Here is a 17,644-nt window from a genome sequence, read left to right on the forward strand (position 1 = left end):
GATGCGAAAGGTACGCTGACCTGAAATACCGAGTCGTACGTAGTTTCCGAAAAGCCCACAAATCGGCCCCCTCTCCCTCGGGAGAGGGCTGGGGTGAGGGGCGAATCCACTGAAGATCTCAAGCCATACGGCGCTTCTAACCACTCAACAATGAGCGCCAGCTCGAGTGCTCTTGATCTTGCCTGACCAGCGACATCGGAAGGCTGAGTGGAGGGATCGATCCGGGCGTGGGAGCGCAGCGACCGTCTGGCGCAGCCAGACACAGCGGACGTAGGTGCAGCGCAGCAAACCGTAGCCGCTGCGCCCGGATCGATCCCGGAGCGAAGGGACCCGAGCCTGCGAGGGCCGAACGCAGGAGCAAAGCCTTTTGGTTCCTTTTTGGCGTTTGAAAAAGGGACTCGCCGTAAGGGCGAAACCGCCATCAGCACCACCCGAAGCAACGGATATGCCCCCAAAACAACCAGAGCCTGGTCGGCCCAGAGGCCGCCAAGGTCAAGGAACCTCACACCACATCAACCCCTACGTGAATCGCATCATGCCGCCAAAACTCCAGATCACAATCAATCAACCGCTCATGCTGATCATAATTGACCCGAGCAATCCGCAACCCCGGACTCCCCACCGAAACCCTTAAAGCGGCCGCCGCATCCACCGACAATGAAGTCGGCACAATCTCAAAGCGCACCCGCCCATAGTGCAAATCAAAATGCCGCGCATACAACTCGGTCATCGACTGATTCAAATCAAACTCGAGAATCCCCGGAAAAAACTGCGGATTCAGATAATGCTCCACATACAACACCAATCGCCCGTCAATGCGCCGCGACCGGCAAATCTGAATCACGCTCGACAGCGCCGGCAACTGCAACCACGCACACACCGCCGCCGACGCCGGCTGCAAACGTGCCGAAATAACCTCGGTCGACGCCACCCGCCCCTGCGCACTGACCATCGCGTGAAAGTGACTGCGCTGCATCAGGTTGTACGCCAGACGCGGCGGCGACACGAACCAGCCACGGCGCTCCTCGCGATAAATCTGCCCCTGCGCTTCCAGCTGCAACAACGCCTCGCGCACGGTAATACGCGTCGTGCCGAACAACTCACTGAGCTTGCGCTCGGCCGGCAACTTGCTGCCCGCCGCCAGCAAGCCGTGATCGAGTTGCTCCTGCAACACCTGGCCAATCGCTGTCACCGCTTTTGTTGCCTCATCACGCATCAACGTTACCTATCTGGACTAGACCAGCACTGTTTCGGGGCAGAAGCGCAAGGCCAAAAAGCCGTTTGCTGATGTCGCAAGCCTAGGCACTGCAGATGACCGGCAGATGACAAAACTGCTCAACGGTCGTCCTCACGACTTGCAATACATCGGCCAAGTCCCTTGCCTACCGGGCCTCGGGGCTTGGTCTACGCTTAGCGAGCACCTGCCCACACCGGGCACAGAAAAGGCCGGACAAACCGCCGCCGACATTAAACTGTCATCCAGCCCGCTTAAATTGGCTCAGGTATTGCTGACCTAGACCAACACATACCGCAATCGCAGCGTTGAACACGACCAAGGAGCTTCGGAATGAAACAGCTTTTCCTGGCAACACTGTTAGGCTCGACCATTGCACTGTGCACCTCCGCCATGGCGGCCGGCACCGATCTGAAAACCCTCGAAGCCGCTGCCAAAGCGGAAGGCGCCGTCAACAGCGTCGGCATGCCGGATGACTGGGCCAACTGGAAAGGTACCTGGGAAGACCTGGCCAAGACCTATGGCCTGAAACACATCGACACCGACATGAGCTCGGCGCAGGAAATCGCCAAGTTCGCCGCCGAGAAAGACAATGCCACCGCCGACATCGGCGACGTCGGCGCGGCCTTCGGCCCGATCGCGGTCAAGCAAGGCGTGGTGCAACCGTACAAGCCAAGCACCTGGGATCAGGTGCCGGACTGGGCCAAGGACAAGGACGGCAACTGGGCGCTGGCCTACACCGGCACCATCGCCTTCATCGTCAACAAGAAGCTGCTGCACGGCTCCGAAGTGCCGACCAAATGGGCTGACCTGAAAAGCGGCAAATACAAGGTGTCCATCGGTGACGTGAGCACCGCCGCGCAAGCGGCCAACGGTGTACTCGCCGCGGCACTGGCCAACGGTGGCGACGAGAAGAACATCAAGCCGGCCCTGCTGCTGTTCGCTGACATCGCCAAACAGGGTCGCCTGTCGATGGCCAATCCGACCATCGCCACCATGGAAAAAGGCGAGATCGAAGTCGGTGTGGTCTGGGACTTCAACGGCCTGAGCTACAAAGCCAAGATGGCCAACCCGGATGATTACGTGGTGCTGATCCCGTCCGACGGTTCGGTGATTTCCGGCTACACCACGATCATCAACAAGTACGCGAAAAACCCCAACGCCGCCAAGCTGACCCGCGAATACATCTTCAGCGACGCCGGCCAGACCAACCTCGCCCGCGGCAACGCCCGTCCGATCCGTGCCGAACACCTGCAACTGCCGGAAGACGTCAAAGCCAAACTGCTGCCGAACGAGCAGTACAAGAAGGTCACCCCGATCAAGGACGCCGATGCCTGGGAAAAGACTTCCAAGTCCTTGCCGCAGGTGTGGAACGAGGAAGTCATCGTAGAGATGAAGTAAGGCTTCAGATCACCACTCTGTGACCTGAAACAAATCCCCCTGCAGGAGTGAGCCTGCTCGCGATAGCGGTCGAACATTCACCAACGATGTTGGCTGAACCACCGCTATCGCGAGCAGGCTCACTCCTACAGGGGATCTCTGTTGAATTTGAATTCACTGTTTCGCGGAGTTCTTGCCCCTATGAAGCACAACGTCATCCTTGTCGTGCTCGACGGCCTCAACTACGAGGTTGCGCGTCACGCCATGGGGCATCTGCAGGCTTATGCTGGCGCAGGACGCGCCGCGCTCTATCGACTGGAGTGCGAACTGCCGGCCCTGTCCCGACCGCTTTACGAATGCATTCTCACCGGCGTGCCGCCGATCGACAGCGGCATCGTTCACAACAACGTCTCGCGCCTGTCCAGTCAGCGCAGCATTTATCACTACGCACGCGATGCCGGGCTGAAAACCGCTGCGGCGGCCTATCACTGGGTCAGTGAGCTGTACAACCGCTCACCTTTCGTCGCGGCGCGTGATCGACACACCGACGATCCGTCCCTGCCGATCCAGCACGGGCATTTCTACTGGAACGACCACTACCCGGATTCGCACCTGTTCGCCGACGCAGAAAACCTGCGCCTGCGCCACGCGCCGAATTTCCTGCTCGTCCATCCGATGAACATTGACGATGCCGGGCACAAGCACGGCCTCGACAGCTCGCAATATCGCAACAGCGCGCGCTCGGCCGACATCGTTCTCGCCGATTACCTGCAAGGCTGGCTCGACGCCGGCTATCAAGTGCTGGTGACCGCCGACCACGGCATGAACAACGACCGCTCGCACAACGGCCTGCTGCCGGAAGAGCGCCAGGTGCCGCTGTTCGTCCTCGGCGATGCCTTCAGCCTTAACGCGGAAGCCGCACCCAGACAGACCGAAATCTGCGGCACTGTCTGCGAACTGCTCGGCGTGCCCCACGATAAACCTGTGTGCCGGGAGCTGCTCAAGTGAACGCCATGACTCGCGGCAAATGGCTGGCGGCGCTGTGTCTGGTGCCGTTCGCGCTGTTCTTCATCGTCTTCGAAATCGCCCCGCTTGTCTGGGTGATGATCAACAGCCTGCAATCGGAGGATTCCGGTTGGGGCCTGGCCAATTTCAGCAAAATTTTCGGATCGAAATTCTATCGACAGGCGATCCAGTACAGCCTTGAGATCAGCTTCTGGTCGAGCGTGTTCGGCATCCTGATCGCCGTCCTCGGTGCGTATTCGCTACGTCGGGTCGACTCGAAACTGCGCAACTTCGTCAACGCCTTCGCCAACATGACCAGCAACTTCGCCGGCGTGCCGCTGGCGTTCGCGTTCATCATCCTGCTCGGTTTCAACGGCAGCATCACGATCATGTTGAAACAGTCGGGGATCATTCAAGACTTCAACCTGTACTCGAAAACCGGCCTGATCATTCTCTACACCTACTTTCAGATTCCCCTCGGCGTGCTGTTGCTCTACCCGGCCTTTGACGCGCTGCGCGAAGACTGGCGCGAATCCGCCGCCCTGCTGGGTGCCAATGGCTGGCAATTCTGGCGGCACATCGGTTTGCCGGTGTTGACGCCAGCGTTGCTCGGCACGTTCGTGATTCTGCTGGCCAATGCCCTCGGCGCCTATGCCACGGTGTATGCGTTGACCACCGGTAACTTCAACGTGCTGCCGATCCGAATCGCGGCAATGGTTTCCGGAGACATCTCTCTCGACCCGAACCTGGCCAGCGCGCTGGCCGTGGTGCTGGTGGCGCTGATGACCATCGTCACCGTCGTGCATCAACTGCTGTTGAAGAGGAGCTACCATGTCTCGCGCTGAATCCGGCCCCGCCGGTCTCTACCACCGCGTCGTGGTGTACCTGTTGTTCGCGATTCTCTTGCTGCCGCTGGCCGGCACACTGGTGTATTCGATCGCCAGCAGTTGGTCGGCGACCATTCTGCCCAGCGGCTTTACCTTCAAGTGGTACATCCAGCTGTGGAGCGATCCGCGTTTCCTTCACGCCTTTGGCCAGTCGTTGCTGGTGTGCGTCGGCGCGCTGGTGCTGTCGGTGGTGCTGATCCTGCCGCTGCTGTTCGTGGTGCATTACCACTTCCCGAAACTCGATGCGCTGATGAACATCCTGATCCTGCTGCCCTTTGCGGTGCCGCCGGTGGTGTCCTCGGTGGGCCTGTTGCAGCTTTACGGCTCCGGGCCGATGGCGATGGTCGGCACGCCGTGGATTCTGATCGGCTGCTACTTCACCGTGGCGCTACCCTTCATGTACCGGGCGATCACCAACAACCTGCAAGCGATCAACCTGCGCGACCTGATGGACGCCGCACAATTGCTCGGCGCCAGTACCTTTCAAGCGGCAATCCTGGTGGTGCTGCCGAACCTGCGCAAAGGCCTGATGGTCGCGTTGCTGCTGTCGTTCTCGTTCCTGTTCGGTGAGTTCGTCTTCGCCAACATCCTCGTCGGCACCCGCTACGAAACCCTGCAGGTGTACCTGAACAACATGCGCAACAGCAGCGGCCACTTCACCAGTGCGCTGGTGATCTCGTATTTCCTTTTCGTGCTGGTCCTGACCTGGATCGCCAACACCTTGAACAAGGACAAAAGCGAATGAGCTATGTCAGCGTCCAACACCTGCAGAAAAACTACGCGGGCACCACCGTGTTCAGCGACATCAACTGCGAGATCAACAAGGGTGAGTTCGTTACCTTGCTCGGCCCGTCCGGGTGCGGCAAGTCGACCCTGTTGCGCTGCATCGCCGGGCTGACGCCGGTGGATGCCGGGCAGATCCTGCTCGACGGCGTCGACATCGTCCCGTTGAGCCCGCAGAAACGCGGCATCGGCATGGTGTTCCAGAGCTATGCGCTGTTTCCCAACATGACCGTCGAGCAGAACGTTGCCTTCGGTTTGCGCATGCAGAAGGTCAATAGCGACGACAGCCATAAACGCGTTTCCGAGGTGTTGAAACTGGTTGAACTGCACGACTTTGCCAGTCGCTACCCGCATCAGCTCTCAGGCGGCCAATGCCAGCGCGTCGCCCTCGCCCGCTCGTTGGTTACACGTCCGCGTTTGCTGCTGCTCGATGAACCGCTGTCGGCCCTTGATGCACGGATTCGCAAACACCTGCGCGAGCAGATCCGACAGATCCAGCGCGAACTTGGCCTGACCACGATTTTCGTCACCCACGATCAGGAAGAAGCGCTGACCATGTCGGATCGAATCTTCCTGATGAATCAGGGCAGGATCGTCCAGAGCGGCGACGCCGAAACCCTCTACACCGCGCCGGTCGACGTGTTCGCCGCCGGCTTCATCGGCAATTACAACCTGCTCGATGCCGAGGACGCCTCGAAGCTGCTGCAACGGCCGATCCATCACCGCATCGCGATCCGCCCGGAAGCCATCGAACTGAGCCTCAACGGCGAACCCGACGCACAGATCCGCAGCCATAGCCTGCTGGGCAATGTGATCCGTTACCGAGTCGAAGCGCGCGGCGTGGAATTGGTGGTGGATGTGCTCAACCGCTCGGCGGCCGATCTGCTTCCCGATGGTCAGCGCCTGGCACTTTCCATCGATCCGACGGCGCTGTGTGAAGTAGCTTAGGAGCAGCTGCAAGCTTCGAGCTACAAGCTTCAAGCTGTAGACTGCGGTGTATCTGATTTTAATTCTTGCAGCTCAACGCTCGTAGCTTGCAGCTGTTCTCGGAGAAAACCGATGGCCCTGGCAATTTTTGATCTGGACGAAACGTTGATCCACGGCGACTGCTCCTCGCTCTGGAGCGAGCAAATGGTTCGCCTCGGCTGGGTCGATGGCGAATCGTTCATGCAGCGTGACAAGGAGTTGATGGACGCTTACGGGCGCGGCCACCTGGCGATGGAAGACTACATGGCCTTCAGCCTTGAACCGCTGATCGGTCGCACGCCTGCAGAAATCGAACATTTGGTGGGCCCGTGGGTAGAAGATTTCATCGAACCGATCATCTTCAGCGACGCGACCAAAACCATCGCCGCACACCGCCAGGCCGGCGACCGCATTCTGGTGATCTCGGCGTCGGGTACGCACCTGGTCAAGCCGATTGCCGAACGCCTGGGCATCGACGAGGTGCTGGCCATCGAACTGGACGTCGCCCACGGCGTTTACAGCGGCAAGACCGTCGGCACCCTGACCTATCGCGAAGGCAAGATCACCCGCTTGCTGGAGTGGCTGGATGCGGAAGAAGAGAACCTCGAAGGCGCGAGTTTTTACTCCGACTCGCGTAATGATCTGCCGTTGTTGCTGAAAGTGGACTTCCCGCATGTGGTCAATCCGGACCCGGTGCTGCTCGAACACGCAGAAAAATCCGGCTGGCCAATCCATCTCTGGAAATAAACCGACCCCTGCAGGACTGAGCCTGCTCGCGATTGCGGTCTATCTGCCAACTCTGATGGTGACTGACACGGTGCTATCGCGAGCAGGCTCACTCCTGCAGGAGGGCTGTATTGTCAGCTCAATCCCTCGTCAATCACCAACACCAGCTTGCCCGCCACCGTATTACTCGCCAACTCGGCAAACGCCGCCTCGGCATCCTTCACCGCAAACGCCTTGGCCAATTGCGGACGCAACCGCCCTTCGGCAAACAAAGGCCACACCTGCTGGCCGAGATCGCTGAGCAAATCTGCCTTGAACTGATCACTGCGACTGCGCAATGTCGAACCGAGCAGTTGCACGCGCTTGGCCAGCACCTGCGCCAGATCCAGTTTCGCCTCACGGCCCCCCATCAGACCGATCAGCACCCAACGCCCATCCAGCGCCACCAGCTTCAGGTTCAGCGCCGAATAGTTGCCGCCGACCGGATCGAGGATCACATCGAACGGACCGAAATCGCGCAGGCTCTCAAGATCGTCGGTACGCAGCACGCCGCCCTGCGCGCCCAACGACTCGCAGTAAGCCAGACGCTCGGCCGAACCGACGCTGACCCAGCACGGGTTACCAAACGCCTTGCACAGCTGAATGGCGGCTGAACCGATTCCACTGGCGCCGGCATGCAGGAGAACTTTCTCACCCGGCTTGAGCGCCGCAAGCTGAAACACATTCAGCCAGACTGTTGCATAAACCTCGGGCAATGCGGCGGCTTCGATCAGCGAAACGCCTTCGGGAACCGGCAGCACGTGCCGCCCATCGACAACCACCTCTTCAGCCATGCCGCCCCCGGCCAGCAAGGCGCACACCCGATCGCCGACCTGCCACGCACTGCCCGCGCCGACCTCGCTGATGACCCCGGAACACTCTAGACCGAGCACTTGGCTGGCACCCGGCGGAGGCGGATACAGCCCCGCTTTCTGTAATAAATCGGCGCGATTGAGGCCGGCTGCCGCCACGCGGATGCGGACTTGTCCTACATCGCACGCAGGACTCGGCTCTTCAACCCATGCCACTTGACCGTCAACGCCTTGCAATGCCTTCACAGTGCCTCCATAGTGAGTCTGGACTGAGCCCGAAGCTGTAGCGCCGGGCTTTTTGCATTATGCGACCGGCTCTCGTAGAACCGGCGACTTCAAAGACGGCCTAATATGCGTTATCAATTGTCCCCGCGTCGAATCAGCATGAAGCATCTGCTCCCCAGCACCGCCCTCGCTCTTTTCATCGGTATCGGTCTGTTGCCGGTGTCGGGCACTACATTCGCAGCCAACAGCTGGGACAAGTTGCAGCCTGATCGCGATGAAGTCATCGCCAGCCTGAACGTCGTCGAGTTGCTCAAGCGTCACCACTACAGCAAGCCGCCGCTGGACGATGCGCGCTCGGTGATCATCTACGACAGCTACCTCAAGCTGCTGGACCCGTCGCGCAGCTATTTCATGTCCAGCGACATCGCTGAATTCGACAAGTGGAAAACCCAGTTCGACGACTTCCTCAAGAGCGGCGACCTCAACGCCGGGTTCACCATCTACAAGCGCTATCTGGACCGCGTCAAGGCGCGTCTGGACTTCGCCCTTGCCGAGCTGAACAAAGGCGTCGACAAGATGGACTTCACCACCAGGGAGACCTTGCTGATCGATCGCAAGGACGCCCCTTGGCTCAAATCCACCGCTGAACTCGACGACCTCTGGCGCAAACGCGTCAAGGACGAAGTGCTGCGGATGAAGATCGCCGGCAAAGAGCCCAAGCAGATCCAGGAAACCCTGACCAAGCGCTACAAGAACCAGTTGGCGCGCCTGGACCAGACCCGTCCGGAAGACATCTTCCAGGCGTACATCAACACCTTCGCCATGTCGTACGACCCGCACACCAACTATCTGTCGCCGGATAACGCGGAGAACTTCGACATCAACATGAGCCTGTCCCTCGAAGGCATCGGCGCCGTGTTGCAGAGCGACAACGATCAGGTGAAAGTCGTGCGTCTGGTGCCGGCAGGCCCGGCTGACAAGACCAAGCAAGTGGCCCCGGCCGACAAGATCATTGGCGTTGCCCAGGGCAACAAAGAGATGGTCGACGTGGTCGGCTGGCGTCTGGACGAAGTGGTCAAGCTGATCCGCGGGCCGAAAGGCACCGTGGTGCGTCTGGAAGTAATACCGGCGAGCAATGCGCCAAACGACCAGACCACCAAGATCGTGCCGATCACCCGTGAAGCGGTGAAGCTCGAAGACCAGGCCGTGAAGAAGTCGGTGCTGAACCTCAAACAGGACGGCAAGGACTACAAGCTCGGTGTGATCGAGATCCCGGCATTTTACCTCGACTTCAAGGCGTTCCGTGCCGGTGATCCGGATTACAAGAGCACCACGCGCGACGTGAAGAAACTGCTGACCGAACTGCAGAAAGACAAAGTCGACGGCGTGGTCATCGACCTGCGCAACAACGGCGGCGGTTCCCTGCAGGAAGCCACCGAGCTGACCAGCCTGTTCATCGACAAGGGCCCGACCGTTCTCGTGCGTAACGCCGATGGCCGCGTCGACGTGCTGGAAGATGAAAACCCGGGCGCGTTCTACAAAGGGCCGATGGCGTTGCTGGTCAACCGCCTGTCCGCCTCGGCTTCGGAGATCTTCGCCGGCGCCATGCAGGATTACCATCGTGCGCTGATCATCGGCGGCCAGACTTTCGGTAAAGGCACCGTGCAGACCATTCAGCCGCTGAACCACGGCGAACTGAAACTAACCCTGGCCAAGTTCTACCGGGTTTCCGGGCAGAGCACCCAGCATCAGGGCGTGCTGCCGGACATCGACTACCCGTCGCTGATCGACACCAAGGAAATCGGCGAGAGCGCGCTGCCGGAAGCCATGCCGTGGGACACCATCCGCGCCGCGATCAAACCGGCGGCCGATCCGTTCAAGCCGTACCTGGCTCAGCTCAAGTCCGAACATGACACGCGCACCGCCAAGGATGCCGAGTTCGTGTTCATCCGCGACAAGCTGGCACTGGCGCAAAAGCTGATGGAAGAAAAAACCGTCAGCCTCAACGAAGCCGAGCGTCGCGCCCAGCACGCCGACATCGACGCCAAACAGCTGACGATGGAGAACCTGCGTCGCAAGGCCAAAGGCGAAGAACCGCTCAAAGAGCTGAAGAAAGAAGACGAGGACGCACTGGCGGCAGCCGATCCGGACAAAGTCAAACCGGAAGACGATGCCTACCTGAGCGAAACCGGGCGCGTACTGCTCGATTACCTGAAGCTGAGCAATCAGGTAGCCAAGAAGTAATGATGGCAAATTAATGCTGGCGATCCCCTGATCGTCATCAAACAGTCATCATTCTGTCGTGCAATAAAGGACCGGGAGTCACTCTGAACCAAGAGTGCTCCCGGTCCTTTTTTTATCGCCAGAGACTGCCATGACCACGACCGAACAGCTGAGCGCGTTGAGCTCGATCCTGACTCAAAGCGGTTTGCACAGCCTGTTCCAGCCGATCATCAGTCTCTCCGAGCGACGCATCCTCGGTTACGAGGCCCTGACTCGCGGCCCGTCCAACAGCCCTCTGCATTCACCGATTGCCCTGTTTGCCGTGGCGCGTCAGGCCGGCCGCCTGAGTGAGCTGGAGATCGCCTGTCGAGAATCTGCCTGCCGGCGTTTCAACGAACAAAAGCTCCCGGGCAAGCTGTTTCTCAACGTCTCGCCGGAATCTCTTCTCGAGGCGGCGCATCAGCCGGGACGAACCTTGCAGCTGCTGCAGGACTTCGGCATTCCGCCCAGTCAGGTGGTTATCGAATTGACCGAGCAGACGCCCATCGATGACTTCCAGTTGCTGCAAACCGCCCTGCATCACTACCGGGCGATGGGTTTTTCCATTGCGCTGGATGACCTTGGCGCCGGGTATTCGAGCCTGCGTCTATGGTCAGAGCTGCGCCCGGATTACGTGAAGATCGACCGGCATTTCATCGATGGCATTCATCAGGATGCGTTGAAGCGCGAGTTCGTCGGATCGATCCTGCAGATCGCCAAAGCCTCGCGGGCACAAGTGATCGCCGAAGGCATCGAACTGCCGGAAGAACTCGCCGTGCTGACTGAAATGGGCGTCGATCTGGTGCAAGGCTATTTGCTCGGTCGCCCCCAGGAGCACCCATCACGCGACTCCCGCGCCTTGATGCCGAAACACGACAGCAGCGCCGTAGCGCTGAACGACGAAGGCAGCGACCTCAGCGCCCTGCTCAACGAGCAACCGGCGGTTCACCGCGACACCCCGACCGCCACCGTACTCGAAGCGTTCCGCCGCCAGGCCAACCTCAACTCGCTGGCGGTGCTCGACGAACAGGGCCAACCCGCCGGCATCGTCCACCGTCATTCGCTGTCCGACGCCTTGCTCAAACCCTTCGCCACCGATCTGTTCGCACGCAAACCCATCAGCCGCCTGATGAGCGACGACTTCCTCGCGGTGGAAATGAGCCAGTCGCTGCAACAAGTCAGCCGCCTGATCACCAGCCGCGCCCGCCAGCGCATCGAAGAAGATTTCATCATCACCCTCAACGGCAGCTACCTCGGCCTCGGCCGGGTCATCGACGTGCTCAAACTGATCACCGAACTGAAAATCCAGCAGGCCCGCTACGCCAACCCGCTGACCTTGCTGCCCGGCAACGTACCGATCCAACAGTGCCTGACCCGCCTGCTGCAGCAGGGCCGCGAGTCGATCATCTGCTACGTCGACATCGACAGCTTCAAACCCTTCAACGACATCTACGGCTACGGCCGTGGTGACGAAGTCCTGCTGTGCCTCGCGCAGTGCCTCAACGAACGCGTCGACCCCACCCGCGACTTCGTCGGCCACATCGGCGGCGACGACTTCCTCCTCGTCCTCGGCCCAGAGGATTGGCGCAAACGCCTCAATCAACTGCTTGATGATTTTCAGAGCCAGTGCCGACGTTTTTACCGGCCCGAGCATGTTGAGGCGGGATGTTTTGTGGCGCCGAATCGCCAGGGTATGCGGCAGGAGTTTGCGTTGTTGTCGTTATCGATCGGGGTGGTGCACCTTCGCCCGGAAGCCTGCGCGGAACTGGATGCGAGTCAGCTGGCGGAGATGGCTTCGCAGGCGAAGCATCATGCGAAGAATGTTGTGGGGTTTAGTGTGCATTTGATTGATAGTTTCGCCTTGGGTGATCAACAACCGCAGTTAGTGGAGCGACGTTAATTTTTTCAAATTTACGAAATGACGAGACAACTCAATGTCACCATTCGCTCTGATCCTCAAGGCTCGCCCGAATCAGATCATCCTTCCACGATTCACTAGCGATCTCGAATATATGTTCAAAGAAACCACGAGGATCCATTATTTCCGTCTCATCCCATGCAAGTATTCTCGGATCATCATAGTCGCTCTCAAACTCTTTAGAAAAATCAAAATTAGCATCCTGTAAATGGCTTTCAAGAAGTTTATAAATCACAAACCTATGACGATAGGTTAAATGATCAAACCAGGACACAATGAAGTTATTAATTATTTTTTTCTGATCTTCGTACTTATTAGGGTTGTAAACCCACAATGCCTCGCCAAGCGTTTCCTCTTGATCATAAATCGATATTCCACCCAAAACATGTGAAAGTCGAGGTTCATATGGAAAGTTTGTGAATGGCTGCATTAACATAATTCCACCTATCTTGGAAAGCCAGTGAATGGTCGTTTAACATCTCGCTTATCAAATTTCACTTCCGCTCCATCCAAGCTATCTATGTACCGAGGACTGCTTGGATCTCTTTCATTGGGCTTGTACCCACGACCCGCTCCCGGCAGCTTCATCCTGACAATAGGGTTTTCGTCAGCATCATATCCTGTCGGCTCAGGTATTTTTTTATGCATTCTGGACAAAGCAAAATGCAACGCCCTAAATTGCATCATCCAACTACTGAATTGAGAGCTCGGACCTACTGGCCCTCTAACTCCTTTTTTTGTTGGGTGCGAGCCGTCTATTGATCTTTGCTTTAAAGCTGCATCATCAATCTCTGGCCCATGTTTTTCTACTGAGTGCATTCTATATTGTCTGTTCCAAGCTAATACCTGGCGCTTAGCTTCAGCTTCGTTTTGCGGGCCATCTTTGCCAACAGCCGGAACAGTCGGTAACCCTTGATTTACATTAGGCCTGTTAGCTTGAGTTGGTACTTGGCACTTATCGGTCTTATTGGTTTTTGGCGGCGGGCAATTTGACGTCAACCCCAACGGATCCACCCACCCCGTCGGATTCGGCACGTACTGGTACTGGTTCAACCCACCGGCCAACTTGATCGGATCCGGTGTCAGATACCGCCCCAGCCGCGGGTCGTAATACCGGTGCCGGTTATAGTGCAGCCCGCTTTCAACATCGAAATACTGCCCCTGAAAACGCAGTGGCTGGTTCAGGTAGTCCTCCCCGGCGAGGGTCAGCGCGGCGGTTTTGCCGTAGGCGTCGTATTGGGCGGACCAGACGATGTCGCCGCCGTAGTCGGTGAGTTCTTGCGGGGTGCCGAGGTGGTCGAGCTGGTAGTAGAACGGGCAGGCTTTTTTCGGGCCTTTGCCGTCGAGCAGCGCCAGTGGGCGGAAGGTGCCGGGTTCGTACACGTAGCTGCGGTATTCGTTCTCGCTGCTTTCGGCGACGATCTGGTCGCCTTGCCAGAAAAATTCGGTGGTCTGGCCGTCGACGGTTTTGCGGATGCGCCGACCGAAAGCGTCGTATTGATAAGTGGCGGTCTGGCCGTCGGGGCGGGTCAGGCCGACCAGGCGGTGCTGGCTGTCGTAGCGGTATTCGGTGACGAGTGTCTGTGCTTTGCCACGGCGTTCGCGGACCAGGTTGCCGAAGGCGTCGTAGTCGTAATGACGGTCGCCCTGCATCAGCAGGCGATTGCCTTTGACTTGGCTCGGGCCGGGGCGGTCCTGCATCAGCAGGTTGCCGGCCGGGTCGTGGGCGAAGGATTCCGGCAATTCGTCGCGTGAGTGGCGGACGCGGATCAGCCGGTCGAGGGCGTCGTAGCCGTAGGTGCGTTGGCCGTGGCGGCTGTCGGCGATGTGGGCGAGGTTGCCGTTGGCGCTGTAGGCATAATCGCGACGGTAGAGCGAATCGCGCTGATGGCCTACGGCGTGGGCAAGCAATCTTCCCTGTTCGTCGTAGGCATATTCGCTGAGCAGCAGGCCTTGCTGGCGCTGCACTTCGCGGCCGAACTGGTAGACGTGGCGGGTCAGCGGCGTGCCATTGAGGTCGATCGCCGTCAGCGCGCCGCCCTTGGCGTAGTGGTAGTCGAGTTTGCTGTTGTCCGGCAGGCGCAGACGTTTGAGCTGGCCGCAGGCGTCATAGGCATAACGCAGGGTGCCCCAGCCCTGGTGTTCGGTGATCAGCCGATCCTGGCGGTCGTATTCAAAGGCCAGCGGGTGGTTTTGGCCGTCATCGACGGCTGTCAGACGGCCGAGGCGGTCGTAGGAATATTTGACCTTCACACCATCGGGAAGGGTCTTGACCAGCAGGCGACCGGCCGCATCGCGCTCATAAGCAGTCAGCAAACATGAGCCGTCATCACCAAACTCGGTCTTCTCCAGCAGATGCCCATTCAGGTCGTAGGCATACGCGGTCCGGCGTCCATCAAACCCGGTTTCCTGTCGGATCAATCCGCTCGGCGTGTAGTCCAGCCGGTATTTTTCTCCCGACTCGTTTTCGATCTCGGTGAGCAGCAGTTGCGCATGGTCGTAGCGGTACTGCACCTGCGTGCCGTCGGGGTTGATCCGCCGCGAGACCAGATGCAGGTCATCGTCGTACTCGTAACGGGTAATGCGTCCGAGCTCGTCGCGTTCGGCGGTCACCTGGCCGTAGGCGCCGTAGCTGTAGGCGCGAGTGTTGCCGGTAGGAAACGTCGTCAGGATCAGTCGGCCAACGGCGTCCCATTGCTGGCGGGTGACGGCGCCGTGTTCGTCGGCGGTCGTCGTCCTTCGCCCCAATGCGTCGTAGGAAAAGCGTCGCACACCGCCGTCGGGCAGGGTTTCTTCGGTCAACTGACCGAGCGGATTCCACACAAGCCGATGGCGACTGCTGTCCGGGTAGCGGATCGACAGCAGTTGCCCGCGCACGTTGTAGTAGTAATGGGTGACCTGACCGTCAGGGTCGACCGCTTCGGTGACATCACCCTCGGCGTTGCGCCGATAGATCCACACGGCATCGCCGCGAGTGCGCCGATAAAGAAAACCGTTGCGGTACTCGTAGGACGTTGGCGCGTCGTCCGGCGGAATCAGCGCGATCAGCCGTCCGACTTCGTCGTAGCGGTATTCGGTGACCGCGCCTAAAGGATCCTGCTCGGCAACCAACCGCCCCGCAGCGTCATAGGCCTTGAGGTGTTCGCCGCCATCCGCCTCGACCTTGCGTACCAGCCGTGCGCGGTCGTCGTGGACGTAGGTTTCTTCGGTGCCGTCGACGTACTGCACCGCGACGCTGCCGTCGTCGGCCCAGACGTATCGGGTGTCCATCTGCGAGAACGAGGCCCAGTGGCGGACGCAGCGTGCAGCCTTGCCGGAGCGCTCCCACTCCCAGAAAAAACTCGCGCCACCGGCCAGTTGCCGCTGCAGGATGACGTGAGCGTCGTCGTAGTCGTAACGCTCGCTGTCGCCGACCGCGTTGGTGGCTTCGATCAGATTGTGATAAGCGTCGAAGCGGTAGCTGACCAGCGTTTGTTCGGTGTGCCAGGCGCTTTCACGAAACACCTGATAATCCACGCTAACCAGTTGCGCCCGGTCATAACGCAACAGCAGCGAACGACCGGCGCCGTTATCCAGCCGCTGCACCCGATCAGCCCGATCGTGATGCACCGAGAGCCGATTGCCATACACATCACTGATCGCCGTCAGCCGCCCGGCGCGAAAGTGATAAAACCGCGCCGCTTCCCCGGCCAGCGCCAGAATCAGCTCTTCCGGTTCGTCGCCCAGAAAAATCGCCGCCCGCGACAGACTGTTGTGAATCGCCGGCCGGGTCGCGCTCGGTAAAGGAAACCGCATACGACGGTTTTCATGGTCGACCCAAACAACAAAGTCGCCCTCAAACTCCAGCCGATGCGCCAGCGAATGGCTCCAGCCAAACCCCAAGCCGATATCGATTTCGACGGCGCTCGAGCGATACAAACGGCTGAATTCAAACGGCAGCACACCAACCAGCACCGCATCCGTCAGCGTCAGCAGCTCTTCGCCGGTAACCATCGACACCGGGCAACCATTGGTGCAGGTGCGCGATACGCAATCGGCGCTGTCGCCGTTGGGGTTTTTCGCCTGGTCGGGGGAGTCGTCGTGAGGTTCGTCTTTCTTCAGCGTGGTGTTGCGCCTGGCATCCCAGCGCAATTGCATCCGGCCTTTTTTCACCCCGGCAGCGATACCGCGAGCGGCGACACGCTTGTAGTCGTCGACATAACCAATGAAGGTGCTGACGATGCCGAAAATGGCCTGGACCAGACGCTTCACCGCCGCGAGCAATTGCACGGCGCGGTCGGCCAGACGCAGGGTCAGATAGGCAATGCCCGCGCCACCACTGGCGAAGGTCAGGACCACGCCGATCAGCACATCGATGAGCAATTGCACCATCATCATTGATGCGGCTTCGGCGGTTTTGCCGGCGATCTCACCGGGCGGCAACATCTCCAGCCAAAGGCTGGCCGTGCGCAGCAGCAAACACAGCGCCGCTTCGTCACTGACCAGCAACTGCAGCTTTTCCATCAGCTCAGGCGCCGTCGTGGCCAGTTCCATCAACTCGGTCGCGCCGCTGCCCAGTCGCTCAACAAACGCGCCGGGGTCCCGCAAGATGTCAGAGAGCAGGCCGATGCTGTCCCAGACGCCCTCGATCGCCGCCCAACTGCCGGCCAGCAGGCCATTGCCGGTTGCCGTCGCCACGGAGTGCGACCACTGCGGCCTTAAGCCTTGCCATTCGCTGCGCAGCCAGCCGTCCAGTTCGCGGGTCAGGCCGCCGTAGGCTTTGAAAAGATCGTCGAGCTGACCCGGCGTGACTTCGCTGTGCACCTGCACCCGGTAGAACTTGCCCGGCGTGCCTTCGAACGACCCCTTGCCTTGTGCATCAAGGGTCACCGGCGTCGCTTCGCCAACGTCCATGGCGATCACGTCGACTTCAATGTTGCCGAGCGCAATGTCGTAGACCGACTCGAACTTGCTCTCGATCTGCATCACCCCGCCCTGCGGACACTGCACGACGCCCGAGAAAAACTCGCTATCTGTGCTGCTGACGGTGGTGCTGTGTTCGCCGAAGCGAATGACCCGCTCCATGCCCATCAGCGATGGCAGATCCGCCGCATGGCTGACCGAGTCGGCGGTGCGACTGGCCCAATGCTCAAGTTGCTGGCGGTAGAGACTGAGGGTGCCGGGAAAACTGTCGAGTGCTTGCTCGATGCGGTTGATGGCGTCCATCAGCGCACGCGCAGGTGCGAAGTGGATGGGTTCAGCGGGTCAAACATGAGCGTTCCCTCGCGCAAAAGTTAGGCGCGGGAACTGTGCGGGGGATCAATCGGGAAAGAAGTCAGGCAAGTAGGCGATGCCTGTAGGACTTGTCTGCAATAAATCGCTTACAGATAAACACGTTCGAGTAAACGCAAACGTGGCGTGACGAAAA

General features: G+C 59.4%; 12 protein-coding genes. 8 read left to right on the forward strand and 4 right to left on the reverse strand.

What is annotated here, in order from left to right:
* Window positions 1–502: 502 nt before the first annotated feature.
* Complete coding sequence (locus BLU24_RS20260) at window positions 503–1,216, reverse strand: UTRA domain-containing protein (RefSeq protein ID WP_093103228.1); 714 nt, start codon at window positions 1,214–1,216, stop codon at window positions 503–505.
* Between the two features lie 351 nt (window positions 1,217–1,567).
* On the opposite strand from BLU24_RS20260, the gene BLU24_RS20265 reads away from it, so the two are divergent.
* From BLU24_RS20265 to BLU24_RS20290, 6 genes are all read left to right on the forward strand, one after another.
* Window positions 1,568–2,635, forward strand: a complete 1,068-nt coding sequence (locus tag BLU24_RS20265; RefSeq protein ID WP_090282478.1) for an ABC transporter substrate-binding protein — start codon at window positions 1,568–1,570, stop codon at window positions 2,633–2,635.
* Window positions 2,636–2,815: 180 nt separating this feature from the next.
* Entirely contained in the window at window positions 2,816–3,622 is an 807-nt protein-coding gene (locus BLU24_RS20270; RefSeq protein ID WP_093103231.1) for an alkaline phosphatase family protein, read from the forward strand.
* Window positions 3,623–3,627: 5 nt separating this feature from the next.
* Window positions 3,628–4,464 carry an ABC transporter permease gene (locus BLU24_RS20275; protein WP_167359925.1) on the forward strand — a complete coding sequence of 279 codons (837 nt, stop codon included), beginning with the start codon at window positions 3,628–3,630 and terminating at the stop codon, window positions 4,462–4,464.
* A complete protein-coding gene (locus tag BLU24_RS20280) occupies window positions 4,451–5,251 on the forward strand; it encodes an ABC transporter permease (RefSeq protein ID WP_090282475.1) in 801 nt (266 codons plus the stop codon). Before BLU24_RS20275 ends, BLU24_RS20280 begins: the two co-directional genes overlap by 14 nt.
* Window positions 5,248–6,237, forward strand: coding sequence for an ABC transporter ATP-binding protein (locus BLU24_RS20285; RefSeq protein WP_093103234.1), 990 nt, complete (start codon window positions 5,248–5,250; stop codon window positions 6,235–6,237). The genes BLU24_RS20280 and BLU24_RS20285 overlap by 4 nt, the downstream gene beginning before the upstream one ends.
* 111 nt (window positions 6,238–6,348) lie before the next feature.
* Window positions 6,349–7,002 carry an HAD family hydrolase gene (locus BLU24_RS20290; RefSeq protein WP_093103237.1) on the forward strand — a complete coding sequence of 218 codons (654 nt, stop codon included), beginning with the start codon at window positions 6,349–6,351 and terminating at the stop codon, window positions 7,000–7,002.
* A gap of 113 nt (window positions 7,003–7,115) precedes the next feature.
* Here BLU24_RS20290 and BLU24_RS20295 read toward each other — a convergent pair whose 3' ends face one another.
* Entirely contained in the window at window positions 7,116–8,078 is a 963-nt protein-coding gene (locus BLU24_RS20295; RefSeq protein WP_093103240.1) for a zinc-binding dehydrogenase, read from the reverse strand.
* A gap of 138 nt (window positions 8,079–8,216) precedes the next feature.
* Between BLU24_RS20295 and BLU24_RS20300 the strand changes: the two genes are divergently transcribed.
* Window positions 8,217–10,301, forward strand: a complete 2,085-nt coding sequence (locus tag BLU24_RS20300; RefSeq protein ID WP_167359888.1) for a carboxy terminal-processing peptidase — start codon at window positions 8,217–8,219, stop codon at window positions 10,299–10,301.
* Between the two features lie 130 nt (window positions 10,302–10,431).
* The gene (locus BLU24_RS20305) at window positions 10,432–12,219 is read left to right on the forward strand and encodes a bifunctional diguanylate cyclase/phosphodiesterase (RefSeq protein WP_093103243.1); all 1,788 of its coding nucleotides are present in this window, start codon (window positions 10,432–10,434) and stop codon (window positions 12,217–12,219) included.
* Between the two features lie 37 nt (window positions 12,220–12,256).
* Here BLU24_RS20305 and BLU24_RS20310 read toward each other — a convergent pair whose 3' ends face one another.
* Together BLU24_RS20310 and BLU24_RS20315 are read right to left on the reverse strand one after the other, a co-directional pair.
* Entirely contained in the window at window positions 12,257–12,667 is a 411-nt protein-coding gene (locus BLU24_RS20310) for a hypothetical protein (protein WP_331717142.1), read from the reverse strand.
* 14 nt (window positions 12,668–12,681) lie between these two features.
* Window positions 12,682–17,442 (reverse strand): RHS repeat-associated core domain-containing protein, encoded by a 4,761-nt coding sequence (locus BLU24_RS20315; protein ID WP_093103249.1) that lies wholly within the window; start codon window positions 17,440–17,442, stop codon window positions 12,682–12,684.
* Window positions 17,443–17,644 lie beyond the last annotated feature (202 nt).

The sequence above is a fragment of the Pseudomonas sp. Z003-0.4C(8344-21) genome, from assembly GCF_900104975.1.
GTDB classification, from domain to species: domain Bacteria; phylum Pseudomonadota; class Gammaproteobacteria; order Pseudomonadales; family Pseudomonadaceae; genus Aquipseudomonas; species Aquipseudomonas granadensis.

Excerpts from the sequence above, each read along its gene's own strand:
- BLU24_RS20260 (WP_093103228.1), bottom strand. The coding sequence starts at position 1,216 with ATGCGTGATGAGGCAACAAAAGCGGTGACAGCGATTGGCCAGGTGTTG.
- BLU24_RS20265 (WP_090282478.1), top strand. The coding sequence starts at position 1,568 with ATGAAACAGCTTTTCCTGGCAACACTGTTAGGCTCGACCATTGCACTG.
- BLU24_RS20270 (WP_093103231.1), top strand. The coding sequence starts at position 2,816 with ATGAAGCACAACGTCATCCTTGTCGTGCTCGACGGCCTCAACTACGAG.
- BLU24_RS20275 (WP_167359925.1), top strand. The coding sequence starts at position 3,628 with ATGACTCGCGGCAAATGGCTGGCGGCGCTGTGTCTGGTGCCGTTCGCG.
- BLU24_RS20280 (WP_090282475.1), top strand. The coding sequence starts at position 4,451 with ATGTCTCGCGCTGAATCCGGCCCCGCCGGTCTCTACCACCGCGTCGTG.
- BLU24_RS20285 (WP_093103234.1), top strand. The coding sequence starts at position 5,248 with ATGAGCTATGTCAGCGTCCAACACCTGCAGAAAAACTACGCGGGCACC.
- BLU24_RS20290 (WP_093103237.1), top strand. The coding sequence starts at position 6,349 with ATGGCCCTGGCAATTTTTGATCTGGACGAAACGTTGATCCACGGCGAC.
- BLU24_RS20300 (WP_167359888.1), top strand. The coding sequence starts at position 8,217 with ATGAAGCATCTGCTCCCCAGCACCGCCCTCGCTCTTTTCATCGGTATC.
- BLU24_RS20305 (WP_093103243.1), top strand. The coding sequence starts at position 10,432 with ATGACCACGACCGAACAGCTGAGCGCGTTGAGCTCGATCCTGACTCAA.
- BLU24_RS20310 (WP_331717142.1), bottom strand. The coding sequence starts at position 12,667 with ATGCAGCCATTCACAAACTTTCCATATGAACCTCGACTTTCACATGTT.
- BLU24_RS20315 (WP_093103249.1), bottom strand. The coding sequence starts at position 17,442 with ATGGACGCCATCAACCGCATCGAGCAAGCACTCGACAGTTTTCCCGGC.